This window comes from Haloarcula japonica DSM 6131, assembly GCF_000336635.1.
Lineage (GTDB): Archaea > Halobacteriota > Halobacteria > Halobacteriales > Haloarculaceae > Haloarcula > Haloarcula japonica.
This window is the reverse complement of sequence record NZ_AOLY01000039.1, coordinates 268,304-286,676: the sequence shown is the minus strand read 5'-3', so window position 1 is coordinate 286,676 and position 18,373 is coordinate 268,304. Positions and strand designations below refer to the sequence as shown.

Here is an 18,373-nt window from a genome sequence, read left to right as displayed (position 1 = left end):
TTTCGCTCGCCGTCCTTCGCCCTGCAATGACTGTCCGCGAGGTGGCACTCGAAGCCTACCGGGAAGCGCTCCCGGTGCTGGCGCTCAGTGCGGTCGGTGGCCTCTTCGCGGGCGTTGTTCTCGGCGGCATGGACGCGGAGCTACAGGACGTCGCCGGACTGCTCGTGCTCGTGCCGGCGTTGCTCGCCACTCGGGGGAACGTCTACGGCTCGCTCGGCGCACGTCTGGGGTCGGCACTCCATCAGGGACTTATCGACCCGCGGTTCTCTTTCGACGACGACCGCATCAACGCCGCCGTCGCAGCGGCACTGGCAAACGGCGTGCTCATCAGCGGGGTTGCCGCGGTGATGGCTGTCGCCCTGCTCGCGATGGTCGGGCGACCATCGGCTCCGCTCGCGACTCTTGTCGCCATTGCGCTCATCGCGGGCTTCGTCTCCGGGCTGTTGTTGACCATCGCTGTCGTTTCGGTCGTGTTCGTCGGCTACCGCCGCGGGCTCAATCCAGATACGCTGGCCGGTCCGGTCGTGACGACGACGGGCGACGTGGTCGGCATCGCGACGCTGCTGGGCGCGACCCGCCTCGTCCTCGCGCTGGGAGGTGGCTGAATGACGGAGTTCGCCTCCCAGTGGTCGGTGCCGGGCATCGTCCGAACGATGTTCCCCATTCTGATCGTGCTCACCGCTATCGAACTCGGGAGCGGCCTCGTGCTCGATACCTTCGAGGGAACACTGTTACAGTATCCGTCGTTGCTCGTACTCGTCCCGGTGACAATCGGGATGGCGGGCAACCTCGGCAGCATCCTCGCGGCGCGGTTCTCGACGGCGTTTCACCTCGGCCTCCTATCGTTCACAGCGACTGACGACCGGTTGGCCGGTAACGCCATCGCGACGCTTGCGCTCGCGGTGACACTGTTCCCGCTTGTCGGTGCCGGTGCGTGGCTCCTCCAGGCCGTCATCGGCGGCACTGCACTCCCGCTCCGGACGGTCGTTCTCGTCGCACTCGTCAGCGGGAGCCTGCTGGCGGTGCTGGCTATCCTCGTAACGACGGTGACGACATACGCGGCCTACCGATTCGAACTGGACCCTGATGACGTAGTCATCCCCGTCGTTACGAACGTCTGTGACGTGCTGGGCGTGGTGGTGCTGTTCGGTGCTGTTCGCGTGCTTGTGTGAAGGGTCGGTGTCGGTACTGCGGTAGCCGTCGCCCCACATGGCCACTGCCCGGCAGCCATTTCGCCGAAAGCGACTGACGCTATCGATGGGCATTTGCGGACCAGAGTCGTACGTCTCAGTGTGCAGTCGTTCGTTGTCGCAGTGCTCGGCCACCCGGCGGTCGCTGTCCTCGGAGAGGTCGCTGTCCGGGTTCTCCGTATCACGTTCTTCCTCTCGTTTGGCGTGTTCCTCGCGGAACTGGCGGTCGCGTTCGGGCTGGTCGAGAAAATCGCCGTGGTTTCGCGCTATCTCACGTCGCCGGCAAACCTCCCGGACGAGGTCGGGACCGCGATCCTGACGACGACGGCGTCGACGACCGCCGGCTACGGGATGCTCGCCGACTTCCGGGAGTCCGGGGTACTGTCCGACCGCGCGACGATAATCGCCGTCACCATCAACACGTTCTTCGGCTTCGCACAGCACATCATCACGTTCTACGCGCCGATTCTCATCCCCATACTGGGCTTTCGCGTCGGGGTGCTGTACGTCGCCACGCGGGGACTCATCGCGCTCGCGATTACGCTGACCGGCATCGCCGCCGGCGCGGTGCTGCTGGACGCGTCCAACGTCGGTCGGACGACCGCCGGTGCGGGCCCGGCTCCGGATGGCGGGACGGCCGACGACGCGGCCGACGTGTTCGATGAACCTCCGTCCAGCCGTAGAGCGGCCATCAGAACGGCGTTCGACGCGACGGCCGAGAAAGTCCGGGACATCCTGCCCCGACTGGCAGCCATCTATGCCGTCGTCTCGCTACTACTTGCCTACAGCGATGAAATCCTCGCTCTCGCTGGCAGCGACGGGGCCTCCGTGACCGCCGCTGCCGACGGGTTCGCGGGGCTGCTGGGGCTGCCCGGCGCGGCCATCCCCGTCATCGCTGCGTATGCGCTCGATACGACCTCGGGGGCGACGGTCATCGCGCCGCTCATCCGGAACGGGACCTTTTCAGCCCGGACCGCCGTGGCGACGATGCTCGTCGGTGGTATCATCTCGTTTGCCGTCTCGACGTTCAAGCGCTCGATCCCGTTCCAGTACGGCATCTGGGGCCGGGAGTTCGGCTCGAAAGTAATCGTGGTGAACACGGGACTGAAAATCGTCTGGATCGCGCTGGCGCTCGTGGTGTTGCTGTAGCGGGAGACTGGTGGCCCGTCGCTACTCGAAGGTGTAGGCCATCATCACCTCGTCGACCTGCTCGCCGTCGACGGTGTAGTGGTTCCGGCGGATACCCTCGGTGTGCCAGCCGTGATCTTCGAGGAACACCATCGCGTTCTCCGTGATCGCCGGCACGCTGTTGTACAGCTTCCGGTAGCCGTTGGCCTTCGCCCAGTCCAGCCCGCGTTCCATGAGCTGGCTGCCGATGCCCTGGCCACGCTGCTCCTCCTTGACGCCGACGGTGAGTTGGGCCGTCTCGCGGAGCTTGTCCAGTTGCGGGATGTCGAGGTGGCACCAGCCGATGACCTCTCCATCGACTGTGGCGACGAAGAACACTCTCGATTCGACCGTATTGTGCCGCGTGACGGCGTCCTCGTACAGCAACTGCTCGGCGACGCTCTCGGCGACGACGTACGTCCCGTCGCTTGAGACGTTCCGAATGGTCTGGACGAGTCCTTCGAAGTCATCGTTGTGGGCTGGCCGAATCGTGTACGTCAGCCCGTCCGTGGTGTGTTGCTCGACCGAACCGACATCGAGCGCCAGCGTCAGGGTCCCACCGTCGTCTTCGATGTACCCCTTGGACAGAAGATGTGTTAGGGCCTTCTCGAATGCTTCCGGAGAGAGGTCCACCATCTCACGGACCCTGTGCCGTGCCGCCGTCCCGTGTCGTTCGACGTACTGGTACACCTCCATCGCCGCGCTCGTTTCGAATGTCGGCCGTTCGACAGCGTCCATATCGAGTGTATATACTAGCAGATTATTAACAATTGTTATTTGGTAACACAAAACAGGAACTGTGGTGAGAGTTCTGTGTAAGCAGTTCCGGTCGAACGTGACGAGACGGGCTTAACTGGTAGTTCAGGCCGTATCTGGGATCGGGTCGGAGATGACGACGGCGTCGCCCTCGATGACGCAGTTCCCCTCGGAGTCGTCGACGGCCGTGGCCAGGCGGAACCGGTTGTCCTTGATGCGCTCGACGACCTCACAGCGGGCCGTGACCTCTTCGCCGATATCGACGGGTCCCTGATAGCTCAGCTCCTGTGAAAGGTAGATTGTCAGTCCGGGGAGGCGAGCTAGGGCGGCGCTGATGATGCCGGAAACGAGCGTTCCGTGGGCGATCCGGCGGCCAAAGCGCGTTCCGTCCGCGAATTCCGCGTCGAGGTGGAGGCGGTTCGTGTCGCCGCTGGCCTCGGCGAAGGCCTCCACATCGGCCTCGGATATCGTCTTGCTGAACCGGACGTGGTCACCGACATCGATACCGTCGGCGGTCCCGTAGCTCTCGAACGCCCAGTCCTCGTTCTCGTACAGCGTGTCTGGCCGGGTGAACCGCTTTCGCTGGGACTGGGCATCGAACGCTCCCCTTGCCCGTGAGAGGTGTGGGATGTAGTCCGAGAGGTCGGTCGTCGTGACGATGCCGACGAGAGACCCGTCCTCGACGACGGGTAGTTTCTTGATGTTGTTCGTCCGCAGCCGATCCACGGCCGTTTCGATGTCTACGTCGGGCGTGACCGTCACCAGCATCTCGGCCATTACGTCGCTGACCGACAGCGCTCTGGTATCCCCCTCGGCTGCGGTGACGGCGACGATATCGCTCTCCGTGATGATGCCGACGCAGCCGCCGTCATCCTCGACAACGAGCGAGCCGATGTCCTCGTCGCGGAGGCGCTGGGCCGCCTCGATGACCGGAGCGTCGGGACTGATTGTTTTGACCGGCGTCCGCATAATATCTCTAACTGGTAGCGGGACGAGCATCGTACCGGAACCCAGACATGGCAGACGTATAACAGTCCGCCCGACAACACCGGCACCCTTGTGTCGCCGGCCACCGATATTTCGACAATGCGTCGGCTCACGTTCGGATTCGTCGTCGTTCTCGTGGTTGCTGCCGGCTGTAGCGGCTTTACCGGGGAACCGTCCGGGTCGGCAGGGACCGCCGTCGACGGCCAGTCGGCAGTCGACGTTCCGGAGTCCGCTGTCACCGTGACCGTCACCGCTGTCGTCGACGGCGATACGATACAGGTCGCCTACGAGAACGGGACCGGCGACACGGTCCGACTCGTCGGCGTCGATACACCCGAAGTCCACGCCGAGAACGACCCAGCGGAGTTCGAGGGCGTCCCCGAAACCGACGCTGGGGCATCTTGCCTCCGTGGCGCTGGCACGAACGCGTCGTCGCTCGCCAAGCAGCGACTCCTCGGTGAGACAGTCGGGCTCGCCTTTGATCCGAATCTGAACCGGCGCGGCTACTACGACCGACTGCTGGCCTACGTTGTTCACGACGAGGCGCTGTTCAATTACCGGCTCGTCGAGACTGGCCACGCACGCGTCTACGACAGCGAATTCACACGCGCCGAGCGATTCTACGCGGCCGAGGACGCAGCCCGATCAGACCGGCGCGGGCTCTGGCGCTGTACGGACCAGAGTGCAGGGACTCGAACGGCTATCGCCGACGGCGGGACCGCCAGTGCCGTGGCAGTCGCAGATGTCCACGCTGATGCGGAAGACAACGACAACGAGAACCTGAATGACGAGTACATCACGCTCACGAACGCCGGCGATGCGCCGGTCGACCTTTCCGGGTGGACAGTCAGCGATGCTGCGGGCCACCAGTACACGTTCGCGAACCTGACTCTCGACCCGAACGCGTCGGTAACTCTCTACACTGGTAGCGGTACTGACACCGGCACGGAACGGTACTGGGGTCGGGACGGGGCGGTCTGGAACAACGACGGCGACACCGTTATCGTCCGGAATGCCAGCGGTGAGACGATCCTCCGGCAGTCGTACTGACGCTGCCGCGCCGCCACGACAGTATAAGCTGCTCCAGTGCTAACTGATAGCATGGCCATCCGCCGGCTGACACCAACGCCACGGGCGGTCGACTGGGGGCTGTTCGCGGCGGTGGCGACGCTGCTTGCCACCGGTGTCGCCACCATCTTTGCAGGCATCCCCAGCAGCGCGTGGATTATCGACCTCCACGCGCTCTCCGGCGTGTTGCTGACGCTCCTGTTGCCGGTGAAGCTCCGCCGTGTCGCCCATCGCGTCTCGCCGTCGCGGCTCACCGGGGCCCGGGTCCTCTCGGTCGGTCTGGCCACTATCACACTGGGCGCGCTCAGCACCGGTGTCTGGTGGATATTCGGCGGCACGCTCGACCTCGGCCCGTGGGGGCTGTTTCACCTGCACATCGCGCTCGGCCTGCTGGTGCCGCCGCTGTTGCTGGTGCATCTCCGTGCCCGGTTTTACTCCCCGACACAGGCCACCCGCGGCGGCCGCCGGGACGTCCTCCGGTACGCCGGGCTGGTGACCGCGGGGGCACTCCTCTGGCGAGTCCAGGGACCAGTCAACGATGCCCTCGACACGGCCGGTACGGACCGCCGCTATACCGGCTCTCGCGAGGAGGGGACTGACGACGGCAACCGTTTCCCTGTCACCAGCTGGGTCGCGGACGACCCGGACCCGGTCGACACGGCCGACTGGTCGCTCTCGGTCGCCGGCCGAGCCGCCAGCGAAACCAGCTACACTGCCGACGAACTCTCGCCGGACGCGACCGAATCGGCGGTACTCGACTGCACTAGCGGCTGGTACTCCGGCCACGAGTGGCGGGGCGTCCGCGTCGGAGACCTCCTCGATACCGCCGACCCCGACGACGCGGCGGCGTGGGTCCAGTTCCGGTCGGTGACCGGCTATCGGTGGAGCCTCCCGCTGTCGGAGGCCCGCAGTGCCATGCTGGCTACCCACGTCGATGGCGAGCGCCTGGCCCACGGTCACGGTTACCCGCTCCGACTCGTCGCACCGGGTCGCCGGGGCTTCCAGTGGGTGAAGTGGGTCGAGTCGGTCCGGGTCAGCAAGCGCCGTGAACTCGGGGAGTGGCTCGCGATATTCGTGAGCGGGCTTTGAGTTCGCCACAGTCTTCCAGCGCCAGCGCGGTCGCCGTTCTTTCGGGGTAGTCTCGCTCGGAAAGCGGTGGTTACCTGCAGTATATACTCGCTTCGAACGCGTTCACTCGGCTGAACTGTCGGTCCTCGCTGAATCGCACCCAGTACAACACTGCGCTTTCAACGCTCGAAAGAGCAGCTTACCGTTGTAGGTGTCATTGAAGCTACCACTAACGAAGTATCGATGTACGGTAGCAAGCGGTATGAACTGGCGGCACCCCATCCGACTCACCGGTCCGTCGAACACCGCCGTCGCCCTGTGGGCGGTCGCCGTCGCCTTCTTCGGTGTCGGCGACCTCGTCACGACGCTCGTCGGCTACAGCATTACCGGCGTGACGGAACTCAGCCCAGTCGTCAAACTACTGCTGGAACGGCATGCGCTGCTGGTGCTGACTGGGCTCAAAGCCGTCGTGTTCGTGGGCTTTTTCGCCATCTGGAAGTACGTCTCCTGGCCATACTCTATCGGTGTCCCGCTCGGACTGGCGCTGCTCGGTGTCACGGTGACGGCGTGGAACACCGGTATCATCCTCGTCGCCGTAATCGGCTGATGAGCGGCCGGTTTCTACTGTGCGTGAGTCACCCGTTTAGACTGATCTCCAGCTTCGTCGAGTCACCCTCGCTGAGTTCCACCGTTTCGTGGTCGCGGTACTCCTGTTCTTCGAGCGTCTTCGGGTTGAATTTCGTCTCGCCCTCGGGAAGCAGGTAGCCGGCTAGCGTGACCGTGCAGGATTCCGACGATGCTGACTCGAGCGTCACGTCGACATCCGCCGTGTTGTCGGATTCATCGAAGCCAAGTCCCACCCAGCTAAGCTCACAGCCATCCACCGACTGGCCGTCGTTGCTGGATTCAAGCCCCTCGAGGTTGCTCCCGTCCTCACAGACGCTGAAGTCCTCGAACTTCCGGTCGCCGTACGGTCCCTCCTTCTCGAAGTCCTTGATGACATCGCCCGAGACGAGGTCGATCTGGTAACACTCCAGTTCGTCGTCTCCGGTTCCACAGAACGAGACGTTGCTGATTGCCGCCTGCTGGCCGCCGGGGTTCGTCGGTGCACACAGTTCCTCCTTCTCCGCCGGGTTGTCGTCGTACGTCTTCGTGTCCGGCCCGCCCTTCACGCACACCTGCTCGACCACGTCGTCGGTGCTGAACGAGAAACACGTGACCTCGCCTCCGTCTTTCTCGGTCACGCTCTCGATTGTCACGCTGAAACTGTCTCCGTCTGACTCGAAGGTGTAGGTCTCACCCTCTTCGGGCGCGCCCTCGATTTTTCCGCAGAACGTCCCTTCAGGGCAGCCGTCACAGGTACACGGACCGACACCGTTGTTGCCGTTCCCGTGGTTGCCATTATTCCCACTTTTCCCGTTCTCGTGGCCTGGTTTCGCAGCACCAACTCCTGTCCCGAGCAACGCGGTTGTGGCTCCACCACCGATGACGCTCAGAAGGTGCCGGCGGTTGATAGACTCTGCATAGCCTGTTTCTTCAGCCTCTTTCATGTCACCCCTTCCCAGTCAGGGGCTATTAGTTAGTTGATAACTATCATGCTCACAAGGTACCGCCGGAGGAGTACCATCGGCTTACTTCAAACTGTGACCAGCGCCGAATCGGGCGTCCGCTGTGGGACAGCCGACTCGACTCGGCTACACCAGCGCGTCGATAGAATCCCAGAGGTCCGGCCCGCCGGTATCGCCCGATTCGTAGTGAATCGGCACGAAGCCCGCGTTGCGTGCGCCCTCGACATCGGTATCGTACTCGTTGCCGACCATCACGTACTCATCGGCCGGCAGTTCCTCTCGGACCTGGTCGAACGGCGCGCTGTCAGGCTTGTGTGCCCCGACCTCGTAGGAAGCAACACAGAGGTCGAACAGGTCGGTCAGTCCGTGGTGGTCGAGCTTGGCGACTTGCCGCTCCCGGACCCCGTTGGTGACAATCGCGAGCTGATTGTCGGTGGCAAGTGCGGTCAGGCTGTCCCGGGCGGCATCGGGCACGGTCGTCGACGCGAACTCGGTCTCCTTGAGCGTCTCGACCAGCGCGTCGAGGTCAACGTCCGCCCCGGTCGCTTCGACGACGGCGGCCATCGACTGACGGTACGGCTCCGGCTCCAGTGCCTCGAAGGCTATGTAGAACGTCTCCTTGCTAACGGCCCGGAGCTCGTCCGTGTATTCGATACCGTGGGATTCGACTGTGCTTCGGATGATGTTCTTGTACGGCTCCGGATAGTGGACGACCGTGTCATCGAGGTCGAAACAGATGGTCGTCGTCATGTGTCGTCGTCGTAGACCGGCTGGCCGTCCTCGGTCGGCGGCGCGACGTAATCGATGTACTCCTCGGCCGTCGGTTCGTTGACGGTCACGTTCACGTGGATGTCCCCCAGTTCCGAAGGGTCACCGACTGCGAAGTTGATCCGCCCCTCGAACGCCGCTTGCTTCTTCACGTCGAACGCGAAGGTGTCGCCCTCCAGATTGTCGAAGAAGACCGACCGGGCTGTGTCCAGAATTTCCCGTCGGTGGAGCAGCTCTGAGAACCCGTCCATCGTGTGCACCTCCGCGACGAGTACGCCCTGCTGGTGGGTCGGGTCGGCTTCCGGGAAGAGATTTCGGACTGCATCTGCGACTCGGTCGGTTACTTCGGTGTCGTTGACGGGCGCTTCGATTCGGATGTCGACGGAGTAGACGGCGCTCATTGGTCGAGTGCCTCCGGGCCATTTCGAATGAGTGTGCGGACGGTCCGCTGGAACGCGGCCAGCGTCTCCGTGTTCTCGATAGTCAGGTCGGCCATGTCCATGGCCTCGCCCATCCCGAAGCCACGCTCGCGAGCGTCGCGGTCCTCCAGCGACTCGCCGCCGTCTTCCACCGAGCTGTCCCGCCCACGGATATCGAGTCGCTCGGCCCGCAGCTCGAACGGGGCATCAATCTCGACGAGCAGGAACCCGTCGCCAAAGGCCGATTCGAACGTCTCGACTTCTACATCCGACCGGATACCGTCGACGAGAACGGTGTCGTTCGATTCGAGTTCCGCCTCGATCATCGGTAGCGAGCGCTCGGCGATGGCGGCGGGGCCGTTCTCCGCTCGGAGCGCCTTCGCAACCGTCCCGTGGTCTGTTGCGGGGTCAAGCCCGCGGTCACGGCACTCCTCGCGGATCACGTCGCCCATCGTCACGACCGGCACGTCCATCTCAGCGGCGACGTTTGCTGCCTCGCTTTTCCCGCTGCCCGGCAGCCCGACGATACCGATAACTGTCATTGTCGGGCGTAATCGAGCAGCGGGCAAAAGCCCTCCCGTTCGGCCTCACCGTTCGCGGACGACGACGAACTCCGCGAGGTCCCGCAGGTACTCCATCGACTGGGACTCCGGGGCATCGATGGTTGATAGCGACTCAAGCGCGGCGTCGGACTCGGCCCGCGCCCGCTCGTTCGCTTCCTCTGTGGTTAGCTCCGTCACTTCCACCAGCGACGGTCGCTCCATCTCCGCGTCGGTCCCGGCCGGCTTGCCCAGCGTTTCGGCGTCGGCCGTCGCATCGAGTACGTCGTCACGCATCTGGAAGGCGACGCCGACCCGTTCGGCGTACTGGCCGACCGCCTCGACCGTGTACGGGTCCGAATCGGCGGCGATGGCTCCCAGTTCCGCCGCAGCGCGGAACAGCGCCCCGGTTTTCCGGCGAGCCAGTTCCATGTACTCCTTCTCGTTGGAGGGCTCAGCGACCAGTTCCATCGCCTCGCCCTCGCCCAGCTCGACCATCGACTCGGAGACGGTCTGCATGGCGCGTTCGTCCGTCGAAAAGAGATTGAACGCTTCGCCGAGCAGGCCGTCGGAGGCGATGATCGCCGGGCCGTGGCCGAAGGCTTCCCAGGCAGCCGGAGAACCCCGCCGGAGTTCTGACTCGTCGATGATGTCGTCGATGACCAGCGAGGCGTTGTGGACGAGTTCGATGCCGACCGCGAAATCGACGGCATCGGCCGGCTCCCCGCCCAGTGCTTCACACACCAGCACGGTCACGGTCGGCCGTACCCGCTTTCCCCCGGAGAGTGCGACGTGGCGGACTTCATCTGCGAGTTCGTCCGGCTCCACGCTGTCGAGGACAGCCTCCAACCGCTCCTCGACCCGGTCCCGCCGGCGCTCGAGATACTCCATTACCGCTCCCTTAGGACTACCATAAAAAGTACCTTGTCACCCGCGATTCAGTGTGAGGTGGCTACTGGAACTGTTCGATGAGTGCCGGGACGACCTCGAACAGGTCGTCCTGGATGCCGTAGTCGGCGATATCGAAGATCGGCGCGTTTGGGTCGGTGTTGATAGCGACAATCGTGTCCGAGCCCTTCATCCCGGCGACGTGCTGGACGGCCCCGGAGATACCGATAGCAATGTACACGTCCGGTGTGACGACTTTGCCGCTCTGGCCGACCTGACGGTCCTTCGCCAGCCAGCCGTTGTCGATGAGTGGTCGCGAACCCGACACCGTCGCGTCCAGCGCGTCGGCGAGGTCGTGGATGATATCGAGGTTCTCCTCCTCTTCGATACCGCGGCCGACGGACACCAGGACGTCGGCGTCAGTGATGTCGATGTCGCCACCACCGACCTCTTCGAAGCCCTTCACGGTGGACCTGACGGCACTCTCGTCGATGTTCGCGTCGAATGCCTCGTTTGCGGCGTCACCGTCCGCTTCGACTGTCGGCCACTCGGCCGGGCGGATGGTCACGGCCGCTTGGTCGGCGTGGACGTCGATTGTCGTTTCGACCTTCGAGCCGTACAGCTCTCTGGTGGCGGTGAGGTCGCCCTCGGCGTCGATGTCGACCACATCGGTCACGAGCGGCCGGTCCAGCCGGTTAGCGACTGCCGGCGCGTAATCGAGACCGTTGACGCTGTTTGGCATCAGGAGGACGGTCGGGTCCAGCTCCGTGGCCAGCTGGGTGACGACCTGCGTGTACACGTCGTGATTGAATTCCTCGCCGATATCGACGGTGTGGACGGTGTCGACGCCCTCACGGTTCAGCTCTGCCCCGAAGGTCTCGACATCGCCGCCGATGACGGCGGTGTGTAGCTCGCCGCCGAGTTCGTCGGCGAGCTCGCGACCGGCTGCTAACTGTTCCAAGCTCACCGGTCGGAGCTCCCCACGCCGGTGTTCGGCGATAGCGAGGACCGACATTAGCTGGTCACCCCCTTCTCCGCGAGCAGTTCAGCCAACTCGGCCGCTGTCTCCTCGGGACTCCCTTCGAACACCGTCGCCTCGCCCTCGGTTTCAGGCTCGTACAGCGAGGTCTGTTCCAGCGGGCTCTCGATCCCGGCCGCGTCGAGGCCGATATCCGTCAGGCTGTACTCCGCGAGTTCCTTGCTCTGGGCCTGCCGGATGCCCCGGAGACTCGCGTAGCGTGGATCGTTGATCCCGGTCTGTATCGTCAGTACGGCAGGAATCTCGATGTCGGTGAGTTCTTCGACGCCGCCTTCCAGTTCCCGATGGACGCTTGCGACACCTGCTTCCGGATCGAGGTCGAGGTCGTTGACGACAGCGCCCCACTCCATGTCGAGCTTATCGGCCAGCGTGACGCCGGTCGCCCCGAACCCGTCGTCGGCAGACTGGACACCGGTCAGCACCAGATCGGGGTCTTCTTCGGCGGCGACGGCGGCCAGCACCTCGGCCTTCGTTTCTGGGTCCAGTAGGCCGGCGTCGTCGAGTGCGTCGTCCCAGACACGGATTGCGCGGTCGGCCCCCTTCGCCAGCGCTTGCCGGATCGTTTCGTCCGTCTCGGATGGGCCGATAGTGGCGGTAACGACCTCGACGTCGTCGTGGGCCTCCTTTATCTGGACGGCCGCTTCAACAGCGTACTCGTCCCATTCGTTGAGGTCGGCTGTGACGTACCGGTCGTCGATAGCGAGTCCGTCGATCTCGAACTCGTCGTCGACGGCTGCCACCTCCTTCACCGTGACAAGGATTTTCATGCTGAGACGTCCGACCGGACAGCGAATAAACGTTTTCGAATCAGAAACCACGCCCGGCTCGTTTACAATCAAATAGTCCGGACCGTTACTCGTCGAAGTCGGTGATATCTTCGTCCGGGAACGAAATGAGGTTCTCCCGACCGATACGGAGTTTGTCGATGCGGCCCTCCTCGTCCATCGCTGAGAGCAACTGCGACACCTTTGCGTTCGACCAGCCGGTCTCGGAGACGATACGGGCCTGTTTCATCCGTCCGCCGTTTTCTTCGAGGAGCCGTTCGACGCGTTCCTCGTCGCTCAGCAGTTCGACGTCGACGTCGTCCGAGGCTGCGGTGTCGCTCACTGGGGCTGCCGTCCCGGCACTGTCGTCTCCGTCGTCGTCGGTCCCGGTTGTGACCGATGGCAGCGCATCAGTGTATCCGGTCTTGAACATGTAACCGACGGCCCCGACGAGCAGCACCATCAGCACAACCCCACCGATCCAGGTCGAGTCGACGCCGCTGAACATCGACTCCGGGGCTTCTGTCGGTGTCTGGGTGGTCGGCTGTTCGCCAGTGTACACCACGGACAGGTACCCCGGCTCGAACGTCCGTCGCCCCTCGAAAATCAGCTTTCCGTCGTCGACGGCGCTCGGGGCGCTCTCCACCCCGTACTCAGGCGGTGGCGAGATAACGAGTCGCTGGTCCGCAGTTAGCGTCCCGAACCACGTACCGTCTGTGGAATTGAACGCGTCCCCGACGACGATGTTCTCCCCGGTGACCACTGCGAAGTTCGTCCATGTGAACTCGAGTATCAGTTGCCCCTTTCGGTCTGACACCTCATACCGACGGTCGACATCGGTAATCTCCATCTCGCGACCGGTAACCGCACTGGCCTCGTCTTTTGCCTCCCGGAACGCTGGCAGCCACGCTGCCTTGTCGTCCCCCTCCGCGAACTGCTCACCGGTGTCTCTAAACGACTCAGTATCGCTCTCCTCAAGCGCGTAGGTGTCTGTTATCGTCCACTTGGCGTCGCCGTTCGATTGTATCTGGAGGGCGAACGTCGTATTCTCCGCGACCGGTGCCGGCGTCCCGGTCGTCTGCTGGGCGGGAGGAGTATCAATCGCCGCCGCTGTCGCAAGCGGCGGGGTCGCCAACAGGGCAAACAGGACAAGGAGGAGGAGGGCACCTGATACCCGCGGGGTCATTCTCGTTCATCGATGGACGTTCTGGGGGCAAAACCCTTTCCATCCGAGAATAAAACGTCAGCGGACGCTTTGAAAGGTCTAGTACACTCTCAGGCGATTATTGTGGTATGGAGAATGGGGAGATTTTTGTACGGCGGGTGAGTACTTATCGCTAATGCGTCCCCTCCCCGCAGTCGGTGTGATCCTCCTCATGCTCGTTTCCGTGGCTGCTCCGGTGACTGGGTTCGCCTCGCCGGCTCAGACCGCTGACGGCAGCGACCAGTTACCACAGATCACGGTCGTCGAGAACACGACGAACCATCTCGCTATCCCGGCCAGCGACGTCAGGTCGACGACGTACAACCGGTCCTCGATCGATGTGGGCGTCGCGGTTGCGGCCGGATCCAGTGATCTTCGGAGCGATTATGCGACGACGACCTTCGAACAGCAGTTCTTCCAGCGGGACAGCGAGACCGCTCGCGACCGCCTCGTTGATGAGACCCTGACCGATATCGAAAGCCGGCGAACGAATCTGGAACAGCGGAACCAGGCCGCAATCCAGCAGTACGCCAGCGGTGCGATAACCGCCACGGAGTTCCTGCGACAGCGGGCACTGACCGACGCTGAGTCCCGACAACTGACCGACCGGCTTGAACGGGTTCGGACGGCTGCTGGCACTGCACCGGACTACTCGCTATCACCGAACCAGCGCTTCCGACTGGAAAACAACAGGGGCGTACTCAAGACGTACCGCGGTCCGATAAGCCAGCGTATCAGTGTCGAAACCGCCGGTGAGACTGAGCCGAACGCGGTGTATGTCGAGGTATCATCGGAAGGCTATATGTTGTCGACAGTCTCGGACGGCCAGTACATGCGTGAGACGTATCTCGGACAGGACCGCGAACAGACAGCGATCGACCAGTTCGCCCGGACCAACGACTCCCTCGGTGCGGTCAACACGCGGGCAGAGAACCTCTACCCGTGGCTCTACAGCGAGCAATACCCGTCTGTTCAGGCATACGGTCGGAGTGGGATCTACCAGATTCAGGCTGACCACTCGAACGGACAACTGACTGCGTATCTCGACGGTGGCACAACGAACGTCTTCTACGAAACCCAGCACCTCGAACTGACGACGGTCGACCGGTCGGAAGTGGCGACGAACGTGAACCAGTCAGTTCGCGTCCGGGTCCAGCAGTCCTTCGAGTCTGGACCGTTGCTCGTAACGGTCACCGACAACAGTACGGGTTCCAGGGCGGATGCAACTGTCAGGATAAACGGTAAACGGATCGGAACGACCGGTACAGACGGCTCCCTCTGGACTGTCGAACCCCGTGGGGAGTACACGGTTACCGCCACCACACAGGACGGCGTCCGAGTACGGGTTCCCGTCAGCGGGTCGGTGTAGCACGGAAAAAGAACGGGTCGATAGTCGCTGTTAGTCTGGCACTTCTACGATCATCGTAATTGCTCGTGGACTTCCCTGGTCGGGACTGCCAAACCACCTTTTGCCGGTTCGGGTGATCTTCGGTCACTACTCACCGCAAAACGTGGGGAAAAACGGCGACTCGATCCGCTCGTGGCCGGGATTACTCCGGAACAGTCGCAATTGTCGTAATCGCACGCGGACTCCCCGGCCGGGACTGCTGGATGTGGTGTTCGAACTCTTCGAACCCGGCCTCAGTGAACATCCGGTCGGCCTCCTCTTCGTCGTAAAACAGCATGATGGCGTCGGCCATCTTCTGGAAGACCGTCGAGTTCGGGTAGTCGGGGCCGACGATGAGTACCTTGCCACCGGGTTTGGTCAGTCGGCGACACTCCGCAAGCGCGTCCACGGGGTTGGGCCAGTACTCGATGGACCCCGAGGACCACACCGCGTCGAAACTGTCGTCCTTGAACGGGAGTCGTTCGGCGTCACCGAGATGGTAGCGTACGTCGCCGAACTTGCCGAACTTCTCGAACGCTTTCGAGAGCTGGTGGGGGCTCTGGTCGAGCCCGTACACCGTATCGACGTGTTCGAGCAGCCCCTCAGTGGCGAAGCCGGTACCACAGCCGACATCGAGGACCTTGTCGTCGGGCGAAAGGTCGAGCATCGCGATCGCCTCGTCGCGCATCCGTTCGTCCCAGATGAAGGGGTTGATCTGGTCGTACACCTTCGAGAGATACTTGTAGAACGTCCGCGCGCGAGCCTTGTTCTCGAGGACACCCATTACTGCCAGCTTAGGACTTGGCGGTCATAATTCCCCGGATTTTGGCCGCTGTATCAGACGGGGAAACTTCGCAACTACCAAATAGCCGCTCTGGCAACGCTCACATGATTAGAGAATGCCACGGCCAGAAGTTCTTGACAGGATACAGGAGGCCGAGCAGGAGGCCGACGAGATCGTCGCAGAGGCCGAACAAGACCGCGAAGACCGCATCGCGGAGGCTCGCGAGGAGGCCGAGGAGATACGCGAATCCGCGCGGGAGGAGGCCGAGGCGGCCGCCGAGGATCGTCTCGAAGCGGCTCGCGAAGAGATCGAGGCCGAACGCGAGCAGATCATCGAAGACGGTGAGACCGCTCGCGACGACCTCGAACAGCAGGCCAGTGAACAGATCGACGAGGTAGTCGAATACGTCACAGACCTGTTCGAGGAGGCGGTGCATGCTCAGACCTGAGAAGATGTGCCGCGTCTCGGTGACGGGGTCGAAACGCGCGATGGAGCAGACTATTGAGGCCGTCCACGACCTCGATATGCTCCACGTCACCGAGTACGACGGCTCCTGGGACGGATTCGAACCCGGGAACTCGCTCGACGGAACCAACGAGGTCTCGGACAAGCTCGTCACGGTCCGCTCGCTGCAATCCATTCTGGCTGTCAGCGAGGAGGACGCCGGTCCGACGCGGGTCGTCACAGACGACGCAATCGAGGACCAACTCGAAACAGTCCGAACCGAGGTCAACGAACTCGACGACCGGCGCGACGAGGTCCGTGACGAACTCCGGGCCGTCGAGGACCGGATCAACACGATGGCGCCGTTCGTCACGCTCGGTATCGATCTCGACCTGCTCCGTGGCTACGACTCGCTGTCCGTCGTCGTCGGCGAGGGTGACAGCGACGAGATTGAGGCTGTCCTCGCAGATAGCGACATCGAGACGTTCGAGCTGTTCACCGAGGACGGCGTCGTCGCCGTGTTCGCACAGGCCGAAGAAGACGCCCTGCAGGATGCGCTCGTCGGAGCGACGTTCTCCCGACTCGAAGTCCCCGAAGGTGACGGCGACCCGACGGCGTATCTCGAAGAGTTGGAACACGAGAAACAACAGCTCGAATCGAAGCTCTCGACTGTCGAGGACGAACTCAACGAACTCCGCCTCGACCACGCCGGGTTCCTCCTCGCGGCCGAGGAGAAACTGGCTATCGAGGCCCAGAAGGGCGAAGCGCCGCTCACCTTCGCGACGACGGAAAACGCCTTCATCGCTGAGGGCTGGATTCCGAACGAACGCTATGAGGAGTTCGAGCGTGCGCTTTCGAGTGCTGTCGGCGACGCTGTCGACATCGACCGAATCGAGATCGCCGAGTACAATAACGAGGGTCACGCGGAGTCCCACGAAGAAGTCGAGCGTGAAGGTGGCAACGGCGGCGAACCCGTCGGCAGTTCCGTCGATGCCCCCGAGCCGGAAAGCGAACGCCAACCGCAGGAAACCGTCGCTGACGGCGGCGTCATCACGATGGGCAGCGACGACCCGCCGGTCATTCAGGACAACCCGAGCGGCGTCCGACCCTTCGAGGACCTCGTCGAGGTCGTCAACCGGCCGAAATACGGCGAGTTCGACCCGACAGTCGCCTTCTTCCTGACGTTCCCGGCCTTCTTCGGGTTCATGATCGGTGACCTCGGTTACGGGCTGCTGTACCTGGCGCTGGGCTATGGGCTGTACTCGAAGGTCGACAGTGACGTGCTGAAGAGTCTCGGTGGCGTCGGCATGTGGGCCGGCGGATTCACCGCGCTGTTCGGTGTGCTGTACGGCGAAGTCTTCGGGCTCCACCAGCTCGGAGAGATTGTCTGGAACGGCCATCCGCCGATGCACAAGGGTCTCCAGCCTCACTACGGCGACTACGCGCTGGCGTGGCTGACAGTGAGCCTGCTTGCCGGAATGGTCCACCTCGCCGCGGGCTGGATCTTCGACTTCATCGAGAACCTGAGTCACGGCCTCTGGGACGCGATAACCGAGAGCGGGTCCTGGCTGCTGATGCTGTTCGGGCTCTGGGCGTGGGTGTTCTCCGGCGCGAACGGCGCGGCACCCGACTTCCTCTACGGCTCAGAGGGCGTCTTTGCCGGGAACCCGCTGTCGTTCGGGTTTGCGGGTGTTCCGGCGTTTAACCTGTTCACGATTCCGGGACTGGGTGCGCCGTTCTCGGCGTGGCTCGTCCTCTTCTTCGCCGGTCTCGTGTTGCTGGCACTCGCCGACCCCATCGAGGTCGTCGAGTTCCTCAACGTGCTGGTGAACGTCCTGTCGTACACTCGACTGGCCGCCGTGTTGCTGGCCAAGGCGGGGATGGCCTTCGTGGTCAACCTCCTGTTCTTCGGGGCCTACTCGCACGACGGCGAGTTCCACTTCCTCATCGGGCACGGGCCCGAGTGGGCGATCTCCGAATACGGCGCGGAAGCGATCATGTTCCCCGGTCTCATCCACTCCGGCATCGCTGCCGCGCTGGTCGGCGTCCTCATCCTGGTCATCGGCCACCTGCTCGTGCTGGTGCTTGGTGTCACCAGCGCCGGACTGCAGGGCGTCCGACTCGAGTACGTGGAGTTCTTCGGGAAGTTCTTCGAAGGCGGCGGGAAGCGGTACAACCCGTTCGGCTACGAGCGAAACTACACGACCGAGGACTGACCGCGCGCTTCCTCTCTTTTCGGCCTAATCGTTGCCTGTTTACTGCTGGTTTTGCCAATGTCGCCGCGGGCGTCGACTGCGACACCCTCACAACCGACTACAGCTGAGCCCCTAAAC

At 63.3% G+C, this 18,373-nt stretch carries 20 protein-coding genes; 9 read left to right on the top strand and 11 right to left on the bottom strand.

The features are described 5' to 3' along the window. Positions 1–26 precede the first annotated feature (26 nt). The 3 genes from C444_RS15825 to C444_RS15815 all read left to right on the top strand — a co-directional run bounded on the left by C444_RS15825 (position 27) and on the right by C444_RS15815 (position 2,339). Positions 27–605 carry a magnesium transporter gene (locus C444_RS15825; protein WP_004594014.1) on the top strand — a complete coding sequence of 193 codons (579 nt, stop codon included), beginning with the start codon at positions 27–29 and terminating at the stop codon, positions 603–605. Further along, positions 606–1,172, top strand: a complete 567-nt coding sequence (locus C444_RS15820; RefSeq protein WP_004594013.1) for a magnesium transporter — start codon at positions 606–608, stop codon at positions 1,170–1,172. A 120-nt stretch (positions 1,173–1,292) separates the two neighbouring features. Continuing rightward, entirely contained in the window at positions 1,293–2,339 is a 1,047-nt protein-coding gene (locus tag C444_RS15815; RefSeq protein WP_004594012.1) for a hypothetical protein, read from the top strand. Between the two features lie 21 nt (positions 2,340–2,360). Here C444_RS15815 and C444_RS15810 read toward each other — a convergent pair whose 3' ends face one another. Continuing rightward, complete coding sequence (locus C444_RS15810) at positions 2,361–3,095, bottom strand: GNAT family N-acetyltransferase (RefSeq protein WP_004594011.1); 735 nt, start codon at positions 3,093–3,095, stop codon at positions 2,361–2,363. A gap of 123 nt (positions 3,096–3,218) precedes the next feature. Continuing rightward, entirely contained in the window at positions 3,219–4,112 is an 894-nt protein-coding gene (locus C444_RS15805) for a CBS domain-containing protein (RefSeq protein ID WP_049909559.1), read from the bottom strand. A gap of 87 nt (positions 4,113–4,199) precedes the next feature. On the opposite strand from C444_RS15805, the gene C444_RS15800 reads away from it, so the two are divergent. The 3 genes from C444_RS15800 (at position 4,200) to C444_RS15790 (ending at position 6,843) form a co-directional block, all read left to right on the top strand. Then, the gene (locus C444_RS15800; RefSeq protein ID WP_004594009.1) at positions 4,200–5,150 is read left to right on the top strand and encodes a lamin tail domain-containing protein; all 951 of its coding nucleotides are present in this window, start codon (positions 4,200–4,202) and stop codon (positions 5,148–5,150) included. A gap of 51 nt (positions 5,151–5,201) precedes the next feature. Beyond that, complete coding sequence (locus tag C444_RS15795; RefSeq protein ID WP_004594008.1) at positions 5,202–6,257, top strand: molybdopterin-dependent oxidoreductase; 1,056 nt, start codon at positions 5,202–5,204, stop codon at positions 6,255–6,257. 241 nt (positions 6,258–6,498) lie between these two features. After that, positions 6,499–6,843, top strand: a complete 345-nt coding sequence (locus C444_RS15790; RefSeq protein ID WP_004594007.1) for a hypothetical protein — start codon at positions 6,499–6,501, stop codon at positions 6,841–6,843. A gap of 28 nt (positions 6,844–6,871) precedes the next feature. On the opposite strand, the gene C444_RS15785 is transcribed toward C444_RS15790, so the two are convergent. From C444_RS15785 to C444_RS15750, 8 genes are all read right to left on the bottom strand, one after another. Continuing rightward, positions 6,872–7,786 carry a hypothetical protein gene (locus C444_RS15785; RefSeq protein WP_004594006.1) on the bottom strand — a complete coding sequence of 305 codons (915 nt, stop codon included), beginning with the start codon at positions 7,784–7,786 and terminating at the stop codon, positions 6,872–6,874. 144 nt (positions 7,787–7,930) lie between these two features. Then, entirely contained in the window at positions 7,931–8,554 is a 624-nt protein-coding gene (locus tag C444_RS15780; protein ID WP_004594005.1) for an HAD family hydrolase, read from the bottom strand. Then, positions 8,551–8,973 (bottom strand): RNA-binding domain-containing protein, encoded by a 423-nt coding sequence (locus C444_RS15775; RefSeq protein WP_004594004.1) that lies wholly within the window; start codon positions 8,971–8,973, stop codon positions 8,551–8,553. The genes C444_RS15780 and C444_RS15775 overlap by 4 nt, the downstream gene beginning before the upstream one ends. Continuing rightward, positions 8,970–9,533, bottom strand: a complete 564-nt coding sequence (locus tag C444_RS15770) for an AAA family ATPase (RefSeq protein ID WP_004594003.1) — start codon at positions 9,531–9,533, stop codon at positions 8,970–8,972. Before C444_RS15770 ends, C444_RS15775 begins: the two co-directional genes overlap by 4 nt. A 45-nt stretch (positions 9,534–9,578) precedes the next feature. Continuing rightward, positions 9,579–10,421, bottom strand: a complete 843-nt coding sequence (locus C444_RS15765) for a polyprenyl synthetase family protein (protein ID WP_004594002.1) — start codon at positions 10,419–10,421, stop codon at positions 9,579–9,581. 61 nt (positions 10,422–10,482) lie between these two features. After that, entirely contained in the window at positions 10,483–11,433 is a 951-nt protein-coding gene (locus tag C444_RS15760; RefSeq protein WP_004594001.1) for an electron transfer flavoprotein subunit alpha/FixB family protein, read from the bottom strand. Beyond that, the gene (locus C444_RS15755) at positions 11,433–12,224 is read right to left on the bottom strand and encodes an electron transfer flavoprotein subunit beta/FixA family protein (RefSeq protein WP_004594000.1); all 792 of its coding nucleotides are present in this window, start codon (positions 12,222–12,224) and stop codon (positions 11,433–11,435) included. Before C444_RS15755 ends, C444_RS15760 begins: the two co-directional genes overlap by 1 nt. Before the next feature lie 85 nt (positions 12,225–12,309). After that, the gene (locus tag C444_RS15750) at positions 12,310–13,407 is read right to left on the bottom strand and encodes a helix-turn-helix transcriptional regulator (protein WP_004593999.1); all 1,098 of its coding nucleotides are present in this window, start codon (positions 13,405–13,407) and stop codon (positions 12,310–12,312) included. Between the two features lie 154 nt (positions 13,408–13,561). Here C444_RS15750 and C444_RS15745 point away from each other — a divergent pair, with 154 nt between their 5' ends. Then, on the top strand, positions 13,562–14,794 hold the full coding sequence (locus tag C444_RS15745) for a DUF7096 domain-containing protein (RefSeq protein WP_049909558.1): 1,233 nt from the start codon (positions 13,562–13,564) through the stop codon (positions 14,792–14,794). A 181-nt stretch (positions 14,795–14,975) separates the two neighbouring features. On the opposite strand, the gene C444_RS15740 is transcribed toward C444_RS15745, so the two are convergent. After that, positions 14,976–15,596: a methyltransferase domain-containing protein gene (locus C444_RS15740; protein WP_004593997.1), complete on the bottom strand. Its 621-nt coding sequence runs from the start codon at positions 15,594–15,596 to the stop codon at positions 14,976–14,978. Positions 15,597–15,711: 115 nt separating this feature from the next. Between C444_RS15740 and ahaH the strand changes: the two genes are divergently transcribed. Together ahaH and C444_RS15730 are read left to right on the top strand one after the other, a co-directional pair. After that, complete coding sequence (gene ahaH / locus C444_RS15735) at positions 15,712–16,044, top strand: ATP synthase archaeal subunit H (protein WP_004593996.1); 333 nt, start codon at positions 15,712–15,714, stop codon at positions 16,042–16,044. Beyond that, a complete protein-coding gene (locus tag C444_RS15730; protein WP_049909557.1) occupies positions 16,031–18,256 on the top strand; it encodes a V-type ATP synthase subunit I in 2,226 nt (741 codons plus the stop codon). The genes ahaH and C444_RS15730 overlap by 14 nt, the downstream gene beginning before the upstream one ends. The last annotated feature ends 117 nt before the right edge of the window (positions 18,257–18,373 follow it).